Origin of the sequence: Variovorax sp. SG517 (genome assembly GCF_013376045.1) — a bacterium.
In the GTDB taxonomy this organism is placed as follows: Bacteria; Pseudomonadota; Gammaproteobacteria; order Burkholderiales; family Burkholderiaceae_C; genus Variovorax.
On the sequence record NZ_JABMJG010000005.1, the window covers coordinates 591,789 to 611,765 of the forward strand.

Below are 19,977 nucleotides of genomic sequence, written 5' to 3' on the forward strand. Positions count from 1 at the left end.
GCGCCGCCTTACAGGCGCATGGGGGAGAAAGCCAAAAATGGCAGACCAGGAGTTCCGCATCGAGAGCGACTCGCCCGTGAAGGACGAGCTCATGTTCTGGCGCATCGTGGGTCACGAGGCACTGGCACGCCCCTCGATCTACGAGCTCACGGTGCTGTCGGAGAACAAGGCCATCGACGCGAAGGACATCCTCGGGCGGGCCTTCGATATCGTCATCGGCTTCGAGGACGCCGACGGCGGCAGGCACGAACGGCACTGCCAGGGCCATGCGGTGCGCTTCGTGCGCGCGGGCCATGCAGGGCGCTACTTCGAATACCGCTTCACCCTGCGCTCCTGGTTCTGGCTTCTCACCAAGCGCGGAAACTCGCGCATCCTGCAGGAGAAGCCCGTGCTCGACGTGCTCGACGCGGTGTTCGAGGACAGCCCGATCAAGCGCTTCAAGAAGACCCGGTCGGACAACGTCGTGGGCACTCACAAGCCGCGCCGGTATTGCGTGCAGCACCAGGAGAGCGACTACCAGTTCCTATCGCGGCTGCTGGAAGACGAAGGTATCTATTACTGGTTCGATGCGCACGATGCGCCCGGCACCATGCACCTCTCGGATGCCAGCGACATGGCGCACGACAAGCTGCCCGCCGCGGACACCCTGCGCTACGTGTCGAGCGACGCCGCCGAGGCGCGCTTCAACGAGATCTCGCGCTGGGTGAGCGAACGGCAGTTCGACACCGGCAAGTACGCCTCCACCGACAGCGACTTCAAGGCCATCAAGAAGAAGCTCGAGGCGGCCGGAGGCACGCCCGACAAGCACGAACTGGCCGAGTTCGAGGCCTTCGAGTTCGCGGGCGGCTACTTCAAGGGCGACGACGCCGACTACAAGGGCAAGCTGCGCGGCGAGGAGATCGGCGCGCGCCGCCAGCGCCACTGGGCCCTCACCCCCTGGCCCGACGTGGCCGCCGGCCGCAGCTTCAAGTTCGAGAACGACCCCGACGGCACGCGCGACAGCGACTACGTGATCGCCGCCTGCACCTTCTTCGCGACCCACCCGGGCTACGAGGGCGCCGACGTCGAGGCGCCGGCCATGCTGCCGGCGCAGATGCTGCGCGAGGCTCTTGCCGACGACGCGGTGCTGGCCGACACGCTGCCGGCGTTCGAGGCGGCTGCCGCGCGCATGCCTTCGTTCGATGCGGGACGACCGGGCGCGAGCTCGTTCCTGCTGACGGTGTTCCCGGCCGACATGCCGTTCCGTCCGCCGCGGCTGACGCCGCGCGTGGTCATGCCGGGGCCGCAGTCGGCCATCGTCGTGGGGCCGTCGGGCGAGGAGATCCATGCGGACGACTTCGGCCGCGTGAAGGTGCACTTCCACTGGGACCGCTACGACAAGAGCAACGAGAAGTCGACCTGCTGGGTGCGCGTGTCGCAACCCTGGGCCGGCAAGGGCTGGGGCGGGTACTTCTGCCCGCGCATCGGCCAGGAGGTGATCGTCGACTTCCTCAACGGCGACCCCGACCGCCCGCTGATCGTGGGCCGCGTCTACAACGACGACCAGCCCATTCCCTTCGGCACCCACACGCAGAGCGGCTTCCGCACGCGTTCCACGCCCAAGGGCAGCGCGGCCAACTGCAACGAGTTCCGTTTCGAGGACAAGAAGGGCTCGGAGCAGGTGTACCTGCACGCGGAGAAGAACCAGGACATCGAGGTCGAGAACGACGAGACCCACTGGGTGGGCCACGACCGCACCAAGACCATCGACCACGACGAGACCACCCACGTGAAGCACGACCGCACCGAGACGGTCGACAACAACGAGACCATCACCGTGCACGGCCAGCGCACGGAAACGGTGGACAAAAACGAGACCATCACGATCCACCAGAACCGCACCGAGACGGTGGACCTGAACGAGACGATCTCCATCGGGCAGAACCGCACGATCACCGTGGGCGCGAGCGAGACGGCGACGGTGGCGCTCCAGCGTACGCACACGGTGGGCATCAACGAGACCATCACCGTCGGCGCGGCGCAGGAGATCACGGTGGGCGCGATGCAGGCGGTGACGGTGGGGGCGAGCCAGACGATCAGCGTGGGGGCGAATCAGTCGAGCAGCATCGGCGCCAACCGGTCGGTCGATGTGGGCGCGAACCTGTCGACGAACGTGGGGGCGGATGAATCGCGAAGCGTGAGTTCGGGCCGGACCACCAGCGTGGGCAAGGACGACTCGCTGTCCGTCGGAAAGAACCTGGTGATCGACGCGGGCGATTCCATCTCCATCACCACGGGCAGCGCGAGCATCACGATGAAGAAGGACGGGACCATCGTGATCAAGGGGAAGGACATCACGATCGATGCCTCCGGGAAGATCAACCAGAAGGCCGGCGGGAACATTCTCATGAAGGGTTCGAAGATCCTTCAGAACTGAGCGCGGGCGAGGAAATTCAAGGAGAGAACCATGAGCGGCAGGGACTCGATCGAGGAAGAACTCAGGGCGGAAATGGAGGAGCCGGCGGCCATCGCGCGCTGGAATTCCGTGACGACCGCAGAGCTGGTCGCCATCGCGGACGAGGGGCAGACGCCGCTCGTCATGCTCGTGGGACGGCACGGGACGACCGCGGTGCGTGCACGCAGCGTGGTGGACCTGCACGGCGCCCATATCGGCCGGCACGTGGTGCTGATGTTCGAGGACGCCGATCCGGCGCGCCCGATCGTGATGGGCGTGCTGCGTGGCGCACAGGCATGGCCGCTGCCGGATGCGCCGGCGCAGGTGGAGGTCGACGCGGATGGCGAGCGCATGCTGGTGAGCGCGAAGGACGAGCTGGTGCTGCGCTGCGGCAAGGCCAGCATCACGCTCACGCGGGCCGGCAAGGTGCTTATCCAGGGCAGCTATGTGTCGAGCCGCTCGACGGGCGTGAACCGGGTCAAGGGTGGTTCGGTGCAATTGAACTGAGCAGCAGGAGGGTACGTGGAACTCCTCAATGCCACCCGCATGGTCGCGGGGTTCAACCTGGGCGTCGAGCCGAGCGGGCGTGAACTGCTTGTCGTGGTCGCCAAGGGCACCTTCCGCATTCCGCCGGCCGATGCACCGGACAGCATCGTGCTGCACGAGGCGCAGCTGCCGCTGGTAATGGCCGATACCTTCACCGGCGCACCGGGTCTGTCGGCGCCGGTCTACGAAGTGGACTTCGCGCCGCGCAAGCCGCGCTGCGACATTCTCTTGCTGGGCAGCGCGTACGCGCCGGGCGGCCGGCCCGCGTCGCGCGTCGAGGTGGGATTGCGGGTCGGCAGCTGGAGCAAGACCTTCGCGGTGGTCGGGCCGCGCCAGTGGGAATGCGGATTGGCCGGCGTCGGCCCGACACCGCCGGGCGTGTTCGTGCGGCAGCCGATCTCGTACGACGTGGCCTTCGGCGGCGTCGACCTCCTGCATGAGGACCCGGTCGAGCACGCCGCCTTCATGGCCAATCCGGTCGGCCGCGGCTTCCACAGGCACTTGCGGGTGGAATGGGTCGAGGGCCGGCCGCTGCCGGCCACCGAGGAGATCGATCACGCCGTGCGCGCGCCAGACGGCAACTACCGGCCCATGGCCCTCGGGCCCGTGGGGCGTGGATGGGACCCGCGCCATCGCTTTGCCGGCACCTATGACGATGCGTGGCGCCAGAAGCACTTTCCCTTCCTGCCACCCGATTTCGACGAGCAGTATTTCCAGGCGGCACCGCTCGACCAGCAGGTGCCGCTCGACCACTTCCGCAATGGCCCCGTCGAGGTGCTGATGGCCAACCTGACACCCGACGGACTGACGCGCTTCATCATTCCTCACCTGGTGGCTCCGGTGCATGTGTTCACCCGCGATGGCGAGCGCGAGGACCACACGGCCACGCTCGACACGGTGGTCATTGAACCCGACGAGGGGCGCTTCAGCCTCACCTGGCGCATGACGCGGCCATTGAAAAAGGACATCTTCGAGGTCGCGCAGGTCATGGTCGGCAAGAAAGGGCGCGAATGGTGGCAGCAGCGCGATGCCGCGCCGTTCCCCATTCCCGTGATCATGGTGCCGATGGTTCCGGACGACGAAGAGCTGGACGAGGTCGCATGAGCATGCCGACATCAGCCATTTGCATCCGGCGCACGGGGCTCGTCACCAGCGTGGGACTGAACGCGGCCGCATCCTGCGCGGCGATCCGCGCCAAGGTCACCAACCCGAGCGAGACGCGCTTCATCGATTCGGAGGGCGAGCGGATCATGGCGCACGCCGTGCCGCTGGAGCAGCCATGGCGCGGACGAGCCAAGCTGGTCCGCATGGCCGCGCTGGCGGTGCAGGAGTGCCTGGCCGGCGTGGCGCGCGAGCGATGGGACGAAATCCCCTTGCTGCTGTGCGTGGCCGAGCACGAGAGGCCGGGGCGCCTGCAGGGGCTCGACGATCTGCTCTTCGAAGAACTGCAGGATCTGCTCGGGGCCCGCTTCTCGGCGGATTCGCTCGTGGTCGCGCATGGCCGTGTGAGCGTGGTGGTGGCGCTGGCGCAGGCGCAGCGACTGATCGGCGGCGGCGTGCCGCTGGTGCTCGTGGCCGCAGTCGACTGCCTGCTCGAGTGGCCGACGCTCGGCGCATACGAACGCGGCAATCGCGTGCTGACGGCCGAGAACTCGAATGGCTTCATTCCCGGCGAGGGTGCGGGGGCGTTGCTCATGGGCGTTCTCGGCGGCGAGGGGGGCCTGGTGTGCGCGGGCACCGGCTTCGGCATCGAGAAGGCGCACATCGACACCGAGGAGCCGCTGCGCGGCGACGGCCTGAGCGCAGCCATCGAGGCGGGGTTGGCGCAGGCCGGCTGCGGCATGCACGACATCGACTACCGCGTCACCGATCTGTCGGGCGAGCAGTACTACTTCAAGGAGGCAACGCTCGCGCTTGCGCGCACCTTGCGCCAGCGAAAGGAGAGCTTCGACATCTGGCATCCGGCCGAGTGCATCGGCGAGGCGGGGGCGGTGGCCGGAGTCGCCGCGCTGGCCGTGGCGGATGCGGCGGGCCGCCGCGGGTATGCGCCGGGGCCGGCCGTGCTCGTGCACATGGCGAACGATGCGGGACAGCGGGCCTGCGCCGTGATGCGCTTCGAAGAGGCCGTGGCGTGAGGAACGCACGATGAGCAACAAGGTCTTCGCCAACGCCTTGGAGATTTCGTGCAAGGCCGCGAGCGGAAAGACCATGTGCGCCTTTCCGGACGTCTGCTTCACGCCGCCGCAGACGCCGGCCACGCCGCCGGGCGTGCCGCTTCCGTATCCGAACACGGGTTTCTCGTCGGATACGACCGACGGTTCGACCAGCGTGGAGATCTCGGGCCAGCAGGTGATGCTCAAGAACAAGAGCTACTTCAAGCGAAGCAGCGGCGACGAAGCCGGCTGCGCGCCCAAGAAGGGTCTGGTCACGAGTACCAACATGGGAAAGATCTATTTCTCGCGCTGGTCGATGGACGTGCTGGTGGAGGGCGAGAACGTGGTGCGCCACCTCGACATCACCACGCACAACCACAGCTCGTATCCGGGCAACGAGTCGATTCCCTGGCCGCACCTGGAAACGATGGCACCCGGCGCGGCCAAGGCGGCGTGCGACAAGGAAGTCAAGCGCGAGAAGGCCGCCTGCAAGGATTTCAAGAAGCAGGGCACCAAGAACGTGTGCGCCGCCGCCGGCATGAACATCGGCATCAAGAAGCAGCGGGGGCGCGGGGCGGACTGGAACAAGATGTCGCTCGATGCCATCAAGGGCAAGGAGGCTGCCGACAAGTGCCTGCGCGCGCGCAAGTGCAGGCTCGTGCCCTACAACGCGCAGAAGGACGGCGTGAAGGGATGCTGCCCGAGCCAGACGCCGGATCACGTGATACCCAAGAGCTCCTTCTACACGGCGGCGGTCTCCAAGGGCAAGAAGCTGCCCGGCTGGAAGAACTACAAGATGAGCGCCGCGCCCTGCATGTGTGCGGAGGGACCGAGCAACACCGAGGGCAGCCATGGGCTGCGCCATGCGGCCCACAAGTTCATGGGCAAGAAGGTGGGGGCGGGAACGACGCAGTCCTTTGCCAAGGAACTGAACCTCTGCGTGAAGAGCGCGCAGAAGGTGTTCAAGTCGTCCAACTGCAGCAACAAGTGCCTGAAGGCGCAGCTCAACGAGGGGCACAAGGACATGTGCTCGAAGGACCTGAAGGACGCCGAGGTGAAGCACTCGCCTTCGGGGTCCGACGTCGCGAGCGAGGCGGCCCTGGATCCGCTCAAGGCCCTGGGCAACAAGAGATCCCGCTGAAAGGAGAGCGTACATGGCACAACGGCTGGGACTATCGAAGGACAACCTGATATCGCGAGGCGCAGCGCGCTTCAAGGACCTCGTCTATCTTGCGCTTCAGGACAAGAAGCTCCAGAAGAAAGGCGTCGCCCACACTCGACTGGGCAGCGTGGACGAAGGTGAGATCGCCAATGTCAAGGATCTGGCGTGGCGTGCGGCCGGTATCTGCGTTGTGCGCAAACCCGCCGAGAAACTCGTCGTCGTCTCTGGCGACGGCCAGGTATTCACCTACGTAGGCGGACAGGAGGGCAGCGAGAAGATCCGCGATGCCTTCGATTTGCGCGCCTGTGCCGCCATCGACGGATACGCCTATGCCTGCGGCATGAACCGCGAGGTGTTCAGGCGCGCGGGGGAAGGAAAGTGGACTGCCATGCATGCACCGGCCGCGGAGGGCGACGACGAGGTCGCCGGCTTCGAAGCCATCGACGGCTTCGGCGCGGACGACATCTATGCCGTGGGCTGGGAAGGCGAGTTGTGGCATTGGCAAGGCAGCGCCTGGACGCAGGGGCCGAGTCCGGTCAACGTGGTGCTCAGCGGCGTGTGCTGTGCCGGCGACGGGAATGTCTACGCCTGCGGCCAGGCAGGCACGCTGCTGCGAGGCCGCGGGCAGGACTGGGAGGTGCTCGAGACCGAGGGGCTCATGGACGACTTCTGGGACCTGCGCTGGTTCATGGGCCGCCTGTACGTGGCGAGCATGAGCGCGCTCTACGAGCTGCAGGGCGATGCGCTCGTGCCGGTCGACTTCGGCCGCGACGCTCCCGACAGCTGCTACAAGCTCACCGATGCGGAGGGTGTGCTGTGGTCGGTCGGGCAGCAGAACATCTGCTCGTTCGATGGCGCCGCCTGGCGCCGCTGGGAATGAGGGCAAGGCCGTGAGCATCGGCGCGGCGAACAACGCGGCAGGCGTGGCCCTGAACAGGCCCGTGCCGGCCGTTGTCGCCCAGCATGCGGAGGAGAGCGCGGTGCTCTTCCATGTGCGGGCGCGGATGGTCGATGCGCCTCATGTGAAGCTGCATCATCTCCGCCGCCTGGATGACCGGCTGGCCGCGCATCTCGACGGTCTTGCCGTGGCAGGCGCGTACGGCGCACATCTGTGCGCGACGGCGCTGGCCATGCCCGGCCCGGGCGAGCTCTTCGCAACCACCGCGCTGGCGCTCGACACGCACGACGGTCCTTGTCTCGACAAGGTTCTGGCGCTCGCGCATGCCTTGCCGGAGTGCCGTCCCGGCGTGCTGGCCGCCTTCGCATGGGTTCCGGCGCCTTCGTTGCGCGGCATCACCGGTGGCCTGCTGGCTTCTCCATCGGCGTTCCATCGCATGGTCGGCATCCTGGCCTGCCGTGCGCATCGCGTCGATCCGGGCGCGCCACTGGTGGCGGCGCTGGGCGATCCGGATAGCTTGTTGCGCGAGCAGGCGCTTCGCACCGCCGGGGAGTGCGGCAGGCTGGACCTGCAGGGCGCCTGCGTGCGCGCCCTGGCCGACGAGGACGCCGCTTGCCGTTTCCAGGCTGCGCGTTCGGCGGTGTTGCTCGGCGACCGGCATGCAGCGATACGCGTGCTGCACGAGGAGACGGGCGCGGGCAGGCCGTACCGGGCGCAAGCCATCGGGCTGCTGCTCAAGCTCGCCTCGCCGGAGCAGGCGGTGCCGATCCTGAAGTCGCTGTTCGAGTCGCAGGCGGATGCGCGCGAACTGATCCGCGGCCTTGGTACGAGCGGCGATCCGCGCTGGGTGCCTTGGCTCATCGACAGGATGGAGGATGCTTCCCTGTCGCGCCTGGCCGGCGAAGCCTTCACGCTGATCACCGGCCTCGATCTTGCGGAGCACGATCTGGAGCGCAGGCCTCCCGATGGCATCGAGACCGGTCCGGTGGACGATCCGGCGGACGACGACGTTGCTATGGACGAAGACGACGGCCTGCCCTGGCCCGACGCGGGCAAGGTCGCCGATGCGTGGGCCGCCAGGGCGCCGGACTTTCCGGAGGGCGTCCGCCACTTCATGGGAGCGCCGCCGTCGTGGGACCACGCCATCCAGGTGCGCGCCCGGGGCTGCCAGCGGCAACGTCGGGCGGCCTCGGAATACCTGTGCCTGCTTCGGCCCGGCACGGCGCTGTTCCCGACCGGCGCTCCCGCGTGGCGCCAGCAGCGCTGGCTCGCCGGGCCAGAGGCCTGAGCGTTCATGCATGCCCCGTACATCCTCGCTGTCCTGGCCTTCGTGTTCGCTGTCGCGGCAGCCCTGCGCTGGAGACGGAATGCCAAGCACTTCGACCCCGCCACCCGCACCTGGCTCCTCATCGCCGCCATCTTCACCGCCATCGCAGCCTGGCTGCAATGGCATACCTCTTAAGGCGAGATTGCCAACATGCCCCACGGAATGAATACTCCTTGCGAGTTTGTTCGGGCGCATTCAGGCACAGAGCCTTCGGGGGCCGATTCATGATCCATATCGCTGTCATCACCCGGCAAGGCGCTCCGGCGGGGCAGTCCATCGCCGCGGACTTCGGTCCCAATGGCGGGACCATCGGCCGCGCCGACACCAACACGCTGGTGCTCGACGATCCCGACCGCACGGTCTCGCGCGTGCATGCGCAGGTGCTGTGCCGCGACGGGCAGTACTTCGTCATCGACCGGGGCAGCAACCCGATGCAGTGCAACGGCGTGTCGCTGGGCTCGGGCAAGGAGGCCGCGCTGACCGATGGCGCGCGGCTGGTGGTGGGCAGCTTCGAGTTGACCGTGCGCGTGACGGCTGCCGCTGTCGCCGCCGTGCCCGCAGCGCCGATCATTCCCGCGACGGTATTGGGCGGCTCGCAAGCCGCCGCCGCCACGCCGACGAGCGACGATCCCTTTGCCGACCTGCTCGCGGGCCTCGCGCCGCCGCCTGCGCCGGCTTCGGCGGCTTCAGCGGCTTCAACGGCTTCACCGGCCGCGGCGCCCGCAGCGGCGCTGTCCGATTCGCTGCTGTTCCCCGATCCGATGGAAAGCGGCTCGCGCAACGTGCAGGCCGCGCAGGTCGATCCGTTCGCCAACCTGCTCGGACCCACGCCGTCGTCGGGGCCGGCGGCGGGCCTCGGCGCGCTCGACGACTTCTCCGATCTCGGCGCGCCGCCCGCGCACGGCAAGGCTGCGAACATCGACGAGCTGTTCGGCGGCATGGGCGGCGGTGGTGGTGGCGGCATCGGCGGCGATCCGCTCGCGCTGTCGCCGCTGGCCGATCCGCTGCTGCAGCCGAACACCGCGTCCAACGCCGATCCGCTGGCTGCCCTGCAGCAGGCGGCGCCTCCCACGCCCACGCCGCGCCCCGACCACCTGCCCATCGACCAGTTCGGCTTCACGCCGCCGAAGGCCGTCGAGCCGCCGAAGCCTCCGCCGGCGATGGCGCCTGTCCCCGTTCCTGCGCCTGCACCTGTCATGCCGCCCGCGCAGTTCGACGACATGACCGGCCAGCCGATCCGCATCAGCGGGCCCGAGGGCTCCGGCAAGCCGCTGGAGCCGTTGGAGCCGCTGCGGCCCCCGGCGCCGGCGATCGCTCCCGCGCCAGCTCCGCGTCCGGCGGCGCCTCCGCCCGAGCGCATGGCCAGCGACGACGAGCTGCTCGCGGCCTTCCTGCGCGGCCTCGCGAGCACGCACCAGCCGCCCGAGATGCTCACACCGGGCCTGATGGAGCGCATCGGCTCGATGCTGCGCAGTGCCACCGAGGGCACGCTGCAGCTGCTGCTCACGCGCCAGGAGTTCAAGCGCGAGGTGCGCGCCGAGGTCACGATGATCGCGGCGCAGGCCAACAACCCGCTGAAGTTCTCGCCCACGGTCGAGGTGGCGCTCGCGCACCTGCTGGGCCCCGGCGTGCGCGGCTTCATGCCGCCCGAGGCCGCGATGCGCGACGCCTTCAACGACCTGCGCGCGCATCAGTTCGGCGTGATGGTGGGCATGCGTGCGGCGCTGGCGCATGTCATCGCGCGCTTCGAGCCGGCGGAGCTGGAGAAGAAGATCAGCGCCAAGACGGCGCTCGACGCGCTCTTCAGCGCCAACCGCAAGGCCAAGCTGTGGGACCAGTTCGTGTCGCTGTACGGCGGCATCGCGAGCGAGGCGGAGGACGACTTCCACAGCCTCTTCGGCAAGGCCTTCCTCGAGGCCTACGAGGAGCAGATGGCGCGCCTGAAGTCCGATGCCTGACGAGAAGAAAAAGAAGAGCGACAGAGCCGGTCAGACAAACAGACAACACAACCCAGCACTCGCGAGGCACACCGCTTGGAAATCGAAATCGTCACGCTCTCCCGGCAGGGAGGCCGCAACTACAACGAGGACGTGCACGGCCACTGGCACGACGAGCGCTTCGTCGCCTGCCTCGTGGCCGACGGCGCGGGCGGCCATGGCGGCGGCGACGTGGCGGCGGCCACCGCGCGCGGCAGCATGCTCGCCGGCTTCGCGGTCGCGCCGGGGCTGGACGAGCCCACGCTGCGCGGCCTCGTGGAGCAGGCCAACCGCGACGTGGTGGCGCGCCAGGCCGAGGGCGGCAAGCTCGCGGGCATGCGCTCGACCATCGTGTTCGCGGCCATCGATCTCGAAAGCCAGGCGCTCGCCTGGGTGCACAGCGGCGACAGCCGCGCCTACCTGTTCCGCGGCGGCGCCATCGTGGCGCGCACCACCGACCACAGCCTCGTGCAGCAGATGGTGGCCGGCGGCATGCTCGACGAGGAGGGCGCGCGGCTGCATCCGCAGCGCAACATGCTGCTGTCGGCGCTGGGCTCGATCGAGGAGGCGCCCGACATCGCGGTGTCGCAGCGCATGCGCCTGCTGCCGGGCGACGTGCTGCTGCTGTGCAGCGACGGCGTGTGGGAGCCGCTGGGCGACGAGTGCCTGATCGACACGCTGCATGCCTCGCGCACGCCCAGCCAGTGGACCGAGCTGATCGACGCGCAGGTCAAGGCCAATGCCAAGCCGGGCCACGACAACTACACGGCGCTCACGCTGTGGGTGATCGAGGACGACGAAGACGACGTGACGAGGCTGATGCCCGACAGCGTCGCGTCGACCGACTCCTGATTCCTTTCTCTCCGTACGGCAACGCGGGGCAAAAAAAAGAAGGGGCCCCGGGGCCCCTTCCTTCCTTCGATTGCGGCAACCGCGCCGATCAGGCTCCGCCCGTGCTGGGCACGGTCTGGGGCGCGACGTAGGTGTATTTGTTCGCCGTCTTCTTCACCTTCTTCAGCGCGCTGCGCAGCTGCTGCGGCATGTCCTGGCGGTTGGGCAGGTTGGTGTAGTTGTCGATGCCCTGTTCCTTGCAGCAGTTGGCGCAGCCGTTGTTGAGCAGGTCGAGCGCGTAGCGCGTCTTGCTCAGCGTACTGGACGCGCCGGGCTCGCGGAACGGATCGAAGATGCCGTCCGGCAGCACTTTCTGTCCGAGCGCGATCGCCTGCGTCTGGAAGTGCGTGATGTGCTTCTGCGTGACCGGCCCGTAGTAGCCGTCCACGACGATCACCTCGGTCTGGCCCGGGGGCGGGTCCAGGTCGTGGTTGAAGCCGAGCAGCTCGTAGTAGAAGATCTTGAACAGCGCCTGTACCAGCATCACGTCTTCACGCGTGTTGGAACCGATCCGGCCTACCGACCAGTCGATGTTGTAGGCGGTGAGCAGAGCGCCGCTGGTGCCGATGAGTGGGGTGCTGAATGCCATTGCATTGCTCCGGTGAGGACGCGTGGAGACCGCACCGGGCACTGGCGCGCCCGATGCCGTGCCCGGCGAGTCCGTCGTCCGTCAGCGGGTCTCGGTGGTCGCGACGTTCCAGCCGAACTTGACTTCGCCGCCGGCCGCGCCCTTGTCGTCCTGGGCCTTGTAGGCGAACTCGATGTCCTTGAACGAGCACGACACCTGTTCCTGCACGTCGCCGCCCTGCGCGCCGCCGGGGCCGACCATGGAGATGAACACTTCCTTGAGCGTGACCTTCAGGTACTCCTGCTGGCCTTCGCCCGACTTGCGGCAGGTCAGGACCAGGTCCTTGAAGTGCTTGCCGCTCACGCAGTTCTTGGCCAGCACGGGGGAGGCCTTGTCGTAGGTGTGCGTGAAGTGGAACTCGCCGGGCGTGGCCTTGCCCTTGCCCGAGCCGCCGCCGGAGCCCGCGCCCGAGGAATTGCTCACGTTCCAGGTCCACGACGAGATCTCGATCTCGTCCTTGTGGTCCTTGTGGGAAGACTCGCCCTTGACGCCGTCGAGCTTGATGTGAAAGTCAGAAGACATGTTCCTACTCCTTGGAACCCGATTGCGTTCGGGCAGTTGCTGTTGATGATCGAGACGGATGCTTGTGCTGCCGGTGGCTTGCTGGCAAGGCCGGTATGTGGCAGCTGTTGATAGAACGAAACGGGAGCCGGAATTTCAAGAAAGTCCGGCCCGTTTTTTTCAGGTCTTCACGCGCCGCCCTTGGCCGAAGGCAGCTTCGACACCAGGCGCAGCGAGACCGTGAGGCCCTCGAGCTGGTAGTGCGGGCGCAGGAAGAACTTGGAGGTGTAGTAGCCCGGGTTGCCTTCCACTTCCTCCACGATCACCTCGGCGGCGGCCAGCGGCTTCTGGGCCTTGGTGATCTCCGAGGAGTTGGCGGGGTCGCCGTCCACGTAGTTCATGATCCACTTGTTGAGCCAGCGCTGCATGTCCTCGCGCTCCTTGAAGCTGCCGATCTTGTCGCGCACGATGCACTTGAGGTAGTGCGCGAAGCGGTTGCAGGCGAAGAGGTAGGGCAGGCGCGCCGCCAGGTTGGCATTGGCGGTGGCGTCGGGGTCGTCGTATTCGGCGGGCTTGTTCAGCGACTGGGCGCCGATGAAGGCCGCGAAGTCGGAGTTCTTGCGGTGGATCATCGACAGCAGACCGGCCTTGGAGAGCTCGGCTTCGCGGCGGTCGCTGATGGCGATCTCGGTGGGGCACTTCTGGTCCACGCCTCCGTCGTCGCTCGGGAAGGTGTGCAGCGGCAGGTTCTCCACCGCGCCACCCGACTCGATGCCGCGGATGCGCGACCCCCAGCCGTAGAGCTTGTACGAGCGGTTGATGTTGGTCGCCATCGCGTAGGCCGCATTGGCCCAGGCGTACTTGTTGTGGTCGGCGCCGGCGGTGTCTTCCTCGAAGTCGAACTCCTCCACCGGGTTGGTGTTGGCACCGTAGGGCGTGCGCGCCAGGAAGCGCGGCATGCACAGGCCGATGTACTTGGAGTCGTCCGACTCGCGCAGGCTGCGCCAGCCGGCGTACTCGGGGGTGGAGAAGATCTTGGTCAGGTCGCGCGGGTTGGCGAGCTCCTGCCACGACTCCATCTGCATCAGGTTGGGGCTGGCGCCGGTGATGAAGGGGGCGTGCGCCGAGGCGGCGATCTTGGCCATCTCGCCGAGCAGCTCCACGTCGGGCGGGCTCTGGTCGAAGTGGTAGTCGCCCACCAGCGCGCCGAAGGGCTCGCCGCCGAACTGGCCGTATTCCTGCTCGTAGATCTTCTTGAACATCGGGCTCTGGTCCCAGGCCGCGCCCTTGAACTTCTTGAGGTTCTTGGCCAGCTCCTGCTTGGAGATGTCCATCACCCGGATCTTGAGGTTCTCGTCGGTCTCGGTGTTGTTCACCATGTAGTGCAGGCCGCGCCACGCACTCTCGAGCTTCTGGTAGTCGGGGTGGTGGATGATCTTGTTGACCTGGTCGGTGAGCTTGGCGTCGATCGCGGCGATCATGGCCTGGATCGACTTGGTCACGTCCTTGCCGATGACGGTGCTGTTGGCCAGCGCCTGCTGCGCCAGCGTGAGCACCGCGGCTTCGACGGCGCTCTTGGCTTCGTCGCTGCGCGGCTTGAATTCCTTCTGCAGCAGCGACGAAAAGTCGCTGCCCGCATACGCGACATCTTTCAGCGCGCTCTGTTCGAGTGCTTCGGCCATGGTTGTTTACTCCTCGTGTGCTCTGCTCTGATGGGGGGCTCAGGCGGCGGGCGTGCTGCCGCCGTCCTCGGGTTTCTTGCTCGCGGCCAGGGTCTGCAGCAGGGCCGGGTCCTCGAGCACCTTGGCCAGCAGGTCTTCGGCGCCGCCCTTGCCGTCCATGTAGGTGACGAGGTTCGACAGCTGCGTGCGCGCTTCCAGCAGCTTGTTGAGCGCGCCGACCTTGCGCGCCACCGCGGCGGGCGAAAAGTCTTCCATATTCTCGAAGGTGAGCTCCACCTTCAGGTCGCCTTCGCCGGTGAGCGAGTTCTCCACCGCGAAGGCCGCGCGCGGCTTCATGGCCTTCATGCGCGAGTCGAAGTTGTCGACGTCGATCTCCAGGAACTTGCGGTCGGCCACCGGCGCGAGCGGGTCGGCCGGCTTGCCGGAAAGGTCGGCCAGCACGCCCATGACGAAGGGCAGCTGCACCTTCTTCTCGGCCCCGTAGAGCTCCACGTCGTACTCGATCTGGACCCGGGGCGCCCGGTTGCGGGCGATGAATTTCTGACTGCTCTTGGCCATGGAGATGCTCCTTGCGGGTGTGAATGGGGGCGGATGAGACGGATGGAGGGGTGGTCGGGGCCTACTCGGAAGGACGGCGGCCCGTGACCGTTTCGATGGTGTCCATCGCGTTGGGCGCGAGGTTGGCCATGATCTCGAGGAAGCTCACGCCGATGAGCTTCTTGGCGCGCTCGATCAGCAGCGGCGCCGGGTTGCCGGGTTCGGCCTGCTCGAGATAGCGGATCACGCGGTCGAGCATCTGCACGGCGTCCTGGCGGCTCTGGATCTCGCCGCGCGCGGCGCCGGGGCGGGCCGCCGCAGCGCCGTTGGAAGGGGAGTCCGATGCGCCGGAGCCTTCGTCCGCCGCCGCTTCGGCCGAAGCGCCGCTGGCGGAGGCGCATGCCTTCTGCAGCACGCGCGCGATGGAGCGCAGCGGGTCGAGGTCGAAGGCATCGGCGCGGCCGGTGCGATCGGCGATGAGCTTCCGCAGCTCCTCCACCAGCGTGGGCACGCCCAGCGCGGCCTGGATCGCCTCGGACCGCTCGGACTGGATGGTCTCCAGTCCGCCCTGCACCTGCGCCATCGAGTAGGTGGCTTCGCCGCCGACGGCGGTGAGCGTGTTGTGGGCAATGGCGATGTCGCGCACGCGGATCGGGCCCACGCCCCGCGCGATGCCGACCTGCGCCTCGTACAGGTCGCGCAGGCCCATGGTCTCGTCGGTGAGCGGCGCGAGCGCGTTCAGGCGCATCGTCGGGTCGTTGTCGTCGTCGGCATCCAGCTTTGGATGTATGCCGTCCCAGAAGGTGTCGAGCAGGCTGTTGAGCAGCCGCAGCCCCGCGGCGAAGCCTTCCACGCCCTGCATGCGCGTGGATGCGCGCAGCAGCAGCACGGCGGCGCGCACGTCCTTGCTGCGGCGCAGGATGTTCTCGGCCTTCTCTCCCACCTCGCGCCACTCGGGCTCGACCGCGGGGATCACCGTGTCGCCGAACTGCTGCTCGGGCTTGCCCTGCGCATCCGCGACCAGCGCCATGAAGTCCGCGTCGTACTCGAGATCGTCGCCGCACGGCGATGCATCGCCGATGGGCGCGAGCAGTGTTGCAGCAATGTCGTTGTTCAGCATGTTGCCTGTTCGAGTTCGCTGGTGATAATCAAAGATGCGTCTTGACCGGTCAATGCAACGAAGGGAATAGCATGCGCACGCTGGGTACACACCATTCGTCCTATGAAGGCTTCCTCGGCGCGGCAACGCGGCGCCGCATCGCGATCCTTGGCCTTGCTGGAGCGGGTCTTCTGCTTGCGGGATGCGCGGCGAAGCCCGTGGTCACCACGGTGGCGGTCACGCTCACGGCGGGTGCCGACGCCAACCCCGATGCGCGTGGCCGCGCGTCTCCGCTCACGGTGCGCGTGTATGCACTGAAGTCGCCCGGCCCGTTCGAAGGTGCCGACTTCTTCTCGCTCTTCGAGAAGGACCAGGCCACGCTCGGCGCCGAGCTCGTGCAGCGCGAAGAAGTGCTGCTGCGGCCCGGCGAGACGAAGAAGCTCGACTTCAACCTGCCGCCCGACGCGAAGTCGATGGGCGTGATGGCCGCCTACCGCGACCTCGACCGCGCGCGCTGGCGCGAGGTGCGGCCTGTGGTCACCGGCAAGGCGCAGGCGCTGGACGTGACCTTCGGCGCGCGCGCGATGCGCGTCGACAGCAAGTAGCAGCCGCAACAGCGATAACAGCGATCACAGCCGAGCTCGCCTGGCGTTCGATCACGATGGCCGTCCCGGCCGCACCAGCGGCTGGTCGACGGGAAGGAAGCGCTCGAACAGGTCGTGCACGAAGGCGCCGCCGACGGCATCCGACGCGGCGGCCGTGAGATAGAAGCCGCGCCAGCGCGGCGCGCGAGAGTTCCTGCCGTGGTTCTCGAACAGCACCTGCGTGAACTCGCGCAGCCCGGGCCGCAGGGCCCGCACGGCCTCCACGAATTCATGGATCGCGAGCCGGCCGGTGCTGCCCGGCTGCTCGCGCAGCAGTGCCATGCGCAGCGCGTGCAGTTGCTGCGCGATCGGATCGAACACCGCGTCGAGCCGTTCACCGGCCGGCGTCTCGATGAATGCCGAAGGATCGGTCAGCCGGTGCCCCAGCGCCTGCGCCAGCACCTCGGGCGGCAGCGCGCCGTGCAGGGTCTCGTAGCCCGCGAGCCGTTCGAGACCGGTCACGACGAGGTAGGTGGGCATTTGCAGGCGCAGGGTGTCGCTGGCTTCGTCGAGCAGGCGGCGCGTCCGCGCGGCCTGGGACTTCAGCTGCGCCGTGCCCGCCTCCAGCAGGTCGGTGGCCGCCACGGCCACCACGAGCCCGTTGAGCGGCAGCCGGTCGCGTCGCTCGGCCAGCGCGAGCAGCGAGTGCAGCCACAGGCCGCGCGACCGTGGCGCACCGGTGGTGTCGCCGGCGGCGGTGGAATCGATCTCGACGGCCACCAGCCGCGGCGTCAGCCACCAGCGCCACCATTCGCCGTCGGGGGATGAAGGCGCGTCCGCGCGTGCGCCGTGCGTCGTCGCGAACAGGCCCGGCAGGTTGGCCGCCGCATCGCCCAAGCACAGGAACCAGGGCACCGGCGACGCGGACTTCGCCCAGTGCGCGCGGCGCATGGACTGCTGCGCCTTTGCCATGCCTTCTCTCAGCGCGCCGACGGCCGGCTCGTCCGTGCCGGCCGCGGGCCAGCCGAGCGCCGCGATGCGCTTGTGCAGCCCGCGCCGGCGGGCGCCGCGTCCCGCGTCGCGCACCACCGCGTACAGCAGGCCGAAGCCCAGCAGGCACAGCGACAGCAGCAGCCAGAAGCGGTGGGCGGGCGACAGCAGCAGCGCGCTCATCGGGAGACGGTCTCCAGGAAGACGAAGTCGGCGATCAGCCGGTCGCTGTTCTTGCTGGCCGCGAGCGACTCGCGCAGCCGCAGCAGATAGGTCGAGGCGAGCTCGAAGGGCGGCCGGTCGGATGTCTCCGTGAGCGGCGCGGGCGACGACAGCACCGTGACGAGCACGCTGCCGAAGGGCGGGCTCACCAGCCAGCTCGAGGGAATGTCGCGGCCTATCTCCAGCGTCTGGCCGGCGTGCAGCCGGGTCGGCTGCTGGCCTGCGTTGAGGTGCATCACCGAGCCGTCGACGGTGTAGTAGTCGACCCAGATGTAGCTGTCGTGCCGCGGCGCGACGACCTGCATGCGCACGTTGTCGCCTTCGCGCAGCTTGCCGTCGATGGCCGTGGGAGCGGTCACGTCCAGCCCGTAGGCCTTCTCGCCGTTGCGCACCTGGTAGGGCTTGAGGATGGCGAACACCTCGCAGTGCGGCCACACGCGCAGGCCGATGTCGAAGCGCGGCGCCTTCACGCCGGGCAGCGCGCTCACTTCATGCTCCACGCGCGGCAGGTCGCCGGGCAGCGAGACGAAGCCGGTGACCCGCGTGTGGCCGTCGCGGTCCACGCTGGCCGTGAGGTCGGCGCAGGCGAAGGTCTGCAGGTGCTGATCGATGCGCTGGGCCAGGCCGGTGTCGGCCGCCGGCGGACCGCTCGACCAGAACCACAGCATGTACAGAAGGGGCAGGGCGAGCGCCAGCGCGGCGCCGCCGAGCACCAGCGTGCGGTCGCGCCGGCGCGTGTCGTTGGGGCCGCGCGGATCGGCCACCTCGTAGGGCTGCGGCGTGATGCGGTCCTGCACCAGGCTGCCCGTCGAGAGCGGGCGCAGCAGGAGCTGGCGGCCGTGCAGGTCCTTCAGCTTGCCGAGCTCGCCCTGGTCGCCGTCCTCGAAGTAGTACTGGCCCTTGAAGCCCAGCGCCAGCGCGTGCCAGTACACCTCGCGCACCGCGTCGTCGCCGGCGCCCAGTGCCGACAGGTGGTGGAAGAACTCGCTGTGTGCGTTGTTCGAGTTGAAGAGCTGGACCTGCAGCGGGGCTGCCGCCCCCGCCCCCGTGCTCGCGGCCGTGGCGGCGTCGGGGTGGCGCTCGAGGACCTCGTCGATCCAGGCCACCATCGCGAAGGCCGCCGATTCGATCTGCGCTGCGGGCGTGCCCGAAGCCTCTGCGGCGGCGCGCGCCGCGTCGAGCTGCTGGCGGAACTGCTGCTGTGCCGCATCGAGCGACGGCAGCGGCGCGCCGGCCGCGACGGCGGCGTCCAGCGAGAGGCCGGACGAGATGAGGGTGGAGAAGCAGTCGAGCAGGCGGGCCATGGACGGGCCCGCTCAGTCGAGGGTTGCGAAGGATGCCTTGCACCGGCGTCTGCAGCGATGGCACATGCCCATGTCCCCGGTTCCTTCGAGTAGGCGCCCATTCTTTCAAAGTGCTTGCGGCGGGCGCCATACCGCTTGGGGTCTATGCCTTTGGGTGGGGCCGCCGGCCTTGCTGCGCGGGGCATTCGCCGGTATCTTCAGCGTCTGCCGTGCGTTGCACGCTGGGACACGGGGAAAAGACATCATGAAAATACTGATCGCCGACGACCACCGGCTCGTCATCGAGGCGGTCAAAGCCAAGTTGTCGGAGCTGGAGCCCGGCATCGAATTCGTCCTGGCGATGAGCGTCGACGAATTGCTTGCCGGCGCCACCGACGACCTCGACCTGGCCCTGATCGATCTCAACATGCCCGGCGCCGACGGCCAGGCCCACATCGACGAGATCCGCAAGCGCCATCCGGCGGTGCCGGTGATCGTGCTGTCGGGCTACGAAGACCCGGCCATCATGCGCAGCGCGCTCGAGCGCGGCGTGCTCGGCTTCATTCCCAAGGCTTATTCCCCCGACGTGATGCTCTCGGCCGTGCGCCTGGTGCTGGCCGGCGGCGTGTACGTGCCGCCGATGATGCTGACGGCGCTGCCGCCGGGCATGGTGGCGGGCATGGCGCCGCAGGCAGGCGCCGAGGCGCTGGTGCGCGGCGGCGCTGCCGGCGGCGGCAATAGCGGCGGCACCCAGACGCTGGAACACCTGCGCAGCGTGCTCACCGAGCGGCAGGTCGAGGTGCTGCAGCTGCTGTCGCAGGGCAAGCCCAACAAGCTCATCGGGCGCAGCCTGGGCATCAGCGAAGGCACGGTGAAGATCCACCTGGCGGCGATCTTCCGCGCGCTCAACGTACGCAACCGCACCGAGGCGGTGGTGGCGGCGCAGGCGCTGACGGAGGCGCAGCAGGCCTAGGAGTCTGGGCGGCAGAAGCTACGGAGCTCGGGTGAGCTGGACTTGGGGCAAGTGCTTTCGGGGCGCTTGGCCGTTGCGCACGGTGATGAGG

Annotated in this window: 19 protein-coding genes; 12 read left to right on the forward strand and 7 right to left on the reverse strand. The window is 68.2% G+C overall.

What is annotated here, in order from left to right; all coding sequences use genetic code 11:
* Positions 1-37: 37 nt before the first annotated feature.
* The 10 genes from FHT32_RS18510 to FHT32_RS18555 all read left to right on the forward strand — a co-directional run bounded on the left by FHT32_RS18510 (position 38) and on the right by FHT32_RS18555 (position 11,348).
* The gene (locus FHT32_RS18510) at positions 38-2,416 is read left to right on the forward strand and encodes a type VI secretion system Vgr family protein (RefSeq protein WP_176666054.1); all 2,379 of its coding nucleotides are present in this window, start codon (positions 38-40) and stop codon (positions 2,414-2,416) included.
* Between the two features lie 30 nt (positions 2,417-2,446).
* Complete coding sequence (locus FHT32_RS18515) at positions 2,447-2,941, forward strand: DUF6484 domain-containing protein (RefSeq protein ID WP_176666055.1); 495 nt, start codon at positions 2,447-2,449, stop codon at positions 2,939-2,941.
* Positions 2,942-2,956: 15 nt separating this feature from the next.
* Positions 2,957-4,084, forward strand: coding sequence for a DUF2169 domain-containing protein (locus FHT32_RS18520; protein ID WP_176666056.1), 1,128 nt, complete (start codon positions 2,957-2,959; stop codon positions 4,082-4,084).
* Positions 4,081-5,115: a hypothetical protein gene (locus FHT32_RS18525; protein ID WP_176666057.1), complete on the forward strand. Its 1,035-nt coding sequence runs from the start codon at positions 4,081-4,083 to the stop codon at positions 5,113-5,115. Before FHT32_RS18520 ends, FHT32_RS18525 begins: the two co-directional genes overlap by 4 nt.
* A gap of 10 nt (positions 5,116-5,125) precedes the next feature.
* Positions 5,126-6,274, forward strand: a complete 1,149-nt coding sequence (locus tag FHT32_RS18530; protein ID WP_176666058.1) for a PAAR-like domain-containing protein — start codon at positions 5,126-5,128, stop codon at positions 6,272-6,274.
* Positions 6,275-6,287: 13 nt separating this feature from the next.
* On the forward strand, positions 6,288-7,175 hold the full coding sequence (locus FHT32_RS18535; protein ID WP_256099047.1) for a hypothetical protein: 888 nt from the start codon (positions 6,288-6,290) through the stop codon (positions 7,173-7,175).
* A gap of 10 nt (positions 7,176-7,185) precedes the next feature.
* Positions 7,186-8,481 (forward strand): TIGR02270 family protein, encoded by a 1,296-nt coding sequence (locus FHT32_RS18540; RefSeq protein WP_371132195.1) that lies wholly within the window; start codon positions 7,186-7,188, stop codon positions 8,479-8,481.
* A 6-nt stretch (positions 8,482-8,487) separates the two neighbouring features.
* Entirely contained in the window at positions 8,488-8,655 is a 168-nt protein-coding gene (locus FHT32_RS18545; protein ID WP_176666060.1) for a hypothetical protein, read from the forward strand.
* A gap of 89 nt (positions 8,656-8,744) precedes the next feature.
* Entirely contained in the window at positions 8,745-10,478 is a 1,734-nt protein-coding gene (gene tagH / locus FHT32_RS18550; RefSeq protein ID WP_176666061.1) for a type VI secretion system-associated FHA domain protein TagH, read from the forward strand.
* Between the two features lie 75 nt (positions 10,479-10,553).
* Complete coding sequence (locus FHT32_RS18555; RefSeq protein ID WP_176666062.1) at positions 10,554-11,348, forward strand: PP2C family serine/threonine-protein phosphatase; 795 nt, start codon at positions 10,554-10,556, stop codon at positions 11,346-11,348.
* An 88-nt stretch (positions 11,349-11,436) separates the two neighbouring features.
* On the opposite strand, the gene FHT32_RS18560 is transcribed toward FHT32_RS18555, so the two are convergent.
* The 5 genes from FHT32_RS18560 to tssA form a co-directional block, all read right to left on the reverse strand.
* The gene (locus FHT32_RS18560) at positions 11,437-11,976 is read right to left on the reverse strand and encodes a peptidoglycan-binding protein (RefSeq protein ID WP_176666063.1); all 540 of its coding nucleotides are present in this window, start codon (positions 11,974-11,976) and stop codon (positions 11,437-11,439) included.
* Positions 11,977-12,057: 81 nt separating this feature from the next.
* On the reverse strand, positions 12,058-12,537 hold the full coding sequence (locus tag FHT32_RS18565; protein ID WP_176666064.1) for a type VI secretion system tube protein Hcp: 480 nt from the start codon (positions 12,535-12,537) through the stop codon (positions 12,058-12,060).
* Positions 12,538-12,704: 167 nt separating this feature from the next.
* Complete coding sequence (gene tssC / locus FHT32_RS18570) at positions 12,705-14,198, reverse strand: type VI secretion system contractile sheath large subunit (protein ID WP_176666065.1); 1,494 nt, start codon at positions 14,196-14,198, stop codon at positions 12,705-12,707.
* A 39-nt stretch (positions 14,199-14,237) separates the two neighbouring features.
* Positions 14,238-14,756 (reverse strand): type VI secretion system contractile sheath small subunit, encoded by a 519-nt coding sequence (tssB, locus tag FHT32_RS18575; RefSeq protein ID WP_176666066.1) that lies wholly within the window; start codon positions 14,754-14,756, stop codon positions 14,238-14,240.
* A 61-nt stretch (positions 14,757-14,817) separates the two neighbouring features.
* Positions 14,818-15,855: a type VI secretion system protein TssA gene (gene tssA / locus FHT32_RS18580; protein WP_176666067.1), complete on the reverse strand. Its 1,038-nt coding sequence runs from the start codon at positions 15,853-15,855 to the stop codon at positions 14,818-14,820.
* Positions 15,856-15,926: 71 nt separating this feature from the next.
* Here tssA and tssJ point away from each other — a divergent pair, with 71 nt between their 5' ends.
* Positions 15,927-16,439 carry a type VI secretion system lipoprotein TssJ gene (gene tssJ / locus FHT32_RS18585; RefSeq protein WP_176666068.1) on the forward strand — a complete coding sequence of 171 codons (513 nt, stop codon included), beginning with the start codon at positions 15,927-15,929 and terminating at the stop codon, positions 16,437-16,439.
* 51 nt (positions 16,440-16,490) lie between these two features.
* Here the strand turns inward: tssJ and FHT32_RS18590 are convergent, their stop codons facing one another.
* Together FHT32_RS18590 and FHT32_RS18595 are read right to left on the reverse strand one after the other, a co-directional pair.
* Positions 16,491-17,591: a type VI secretion system protein gene (locus FHT32_RS18590; protein WP_176666069.1), complete on the reverse strand. Its 1,101-nt coding sequence runs from the start codon at positions 17,589-17,591 to the stop codon at positions 16,491-16,493.
* The gene (locus tag FHT32_RS18595; protein WP_176666070.1) at positions 17,588-18,934 is read right to left on the reverse strand and encodes a DotU family type IV/VI secretion system protein; all 1,347 of its coding nucleotides are present in this window, start codon (positions 18,932-18,934) and stop codon (positions 17,588-17,590) included. The genes FHT32_RS18590 and FHT32_RS18595 overlap by 4 nt, the downstream gene beginning before the upstream one ends.
* A 244-nt stretch (positions 18,935-19,178) precedes the next feature.
* Between FHT32_RS18595 and FHT32_RS18600 the strand changes: the two genes are divergently transcribed.
* Positions 19,179-19,886 (forward strand): response regulator transcription factor, encoded by a 708-nt coding sequence (locus tag FHT32_RS18600; protein WP_176666071.1) that lies wholly within the window; start codon positions 19,179-19,181, stop codon positions 19,884-19,886.
* The last annotated feature ends 91 nt before the right edge of the window (positions 19,887-19,977 follow it).

Excerpts from the sequence above, each read along its gene's own strand:
- FHT32_RS18510 (WP_176666054.1), top strand. The coding sequence starts at position 38 with ATGGCAGACCAGGAGTTCCGCATCGAGAGCGACTCGCCCGTGAAGGAC.
- FHT32_RS18515 (WP_176666055.1), top strand. The coding sequence starts at position 2,447 with ATGAGCGGCAGGGACTCGATCGAGGAAGAACTCAGGGCGGAAATGGAG.
- FHT32_RS18525 (WP_176666057.1), top strand. The coding sequence starts at position 4,081 with ATGAGCATGCCGACATCAGCCATTTGCATCCGGCGCACGGGGCTCGTC.
- FHT32_RS18530 (WP_176666058.1), top strand. The coding sequence starts at position 5,126 with ATGAGCAACAAGGTCTTCGCCAACGCCTTGGAGATTTCGTGCAAGGCC.
- FHT32_RS18535 (WP_256099047.1), top strand. The coding sequence starts at position 6,288 with ATGGCACAACGGCTGGGACTATCGAAGGACAACCTGATATCGCGAGGC.
- FHT32_RS18545 (WP_176666060.1), top strand. The coding sequence starts at position 8,488 with ATGCATGCCCCGTACATCCTCGCTGTCCTGGCCTTCGTGTTCGCTGTC.
- tagH (WP_176666061.1), top strand. The coding sequence starts at position 8,745 with ATGATCCATATCGCTGTCATCACCCGGCAAGGCGCTCCGGCGGGGCAG.
- FHT32_RS18560 (WP_176666063.1), bottom strand. The coding sequence starts at position 11,976 with ATGGCATTCAGCACCCCACTCATCGGCACCAGCGGCGCTCTGCTCACC.
- FHT32_RS18565 (WP_176666064.1), bottom strand. The coding sequence starts at position 12,537 with ATGTCTTCTGACTTTCACATCAAGCTCGACGGCGTCAAGGGCGAGTCT.
- tssC (WP_176666065.1), bottom strand. The coding sequence starts at position 14,198 with ATGGCCGAAGCACTCGAACAGAGCGCGCTGAAAGATGTCGCGTATGCG.
- tssB (WP_176666066.1), bottom strand. The coding sequence starts at position 14,756 with ATGGCCAAGAGCAGTCAGAAATTCATCGCCCGCAACCGGGCGCCCCGG.
- tssA (WP_176666067.1), bottom strand. The coding sequence starts at position 15,855 with ATGCTGAACAACGACATTGCTGCAACACTGCTCGCGCCCATCGGCGAT.
- tssJ (WP_176666068.1), top strand. The coding sequence starts at position 15,927 with ATGCGCACGCTGGGTACACACCATTCGTCCTATGAAGGCTTCCTCGGC.
- FHT32_RS18590 (WP_176666069.1), bottom strand. The coding sequence starts at position 17,591 with ATGAGCGCGCTGCTGCTGTCGCCCGCCCACCGCTTCTGGCTGCTGCTG.
- FHT32_RS18595 (WP_176666070.1), bottom strand. The coding sequence starts at position 18,934 with ATGGCCCGCCTGCTCGACTGCTTCTCCACCCTCATCTCGTCCGGCCTC.
- FHT32_RS18600 (WP_176666071.1), top strand. The coding sequence starts at position 19,179 with ATGAAAATACTGATCGCCGACGACCACCGGCTCGTCATCGAGGCGGTC.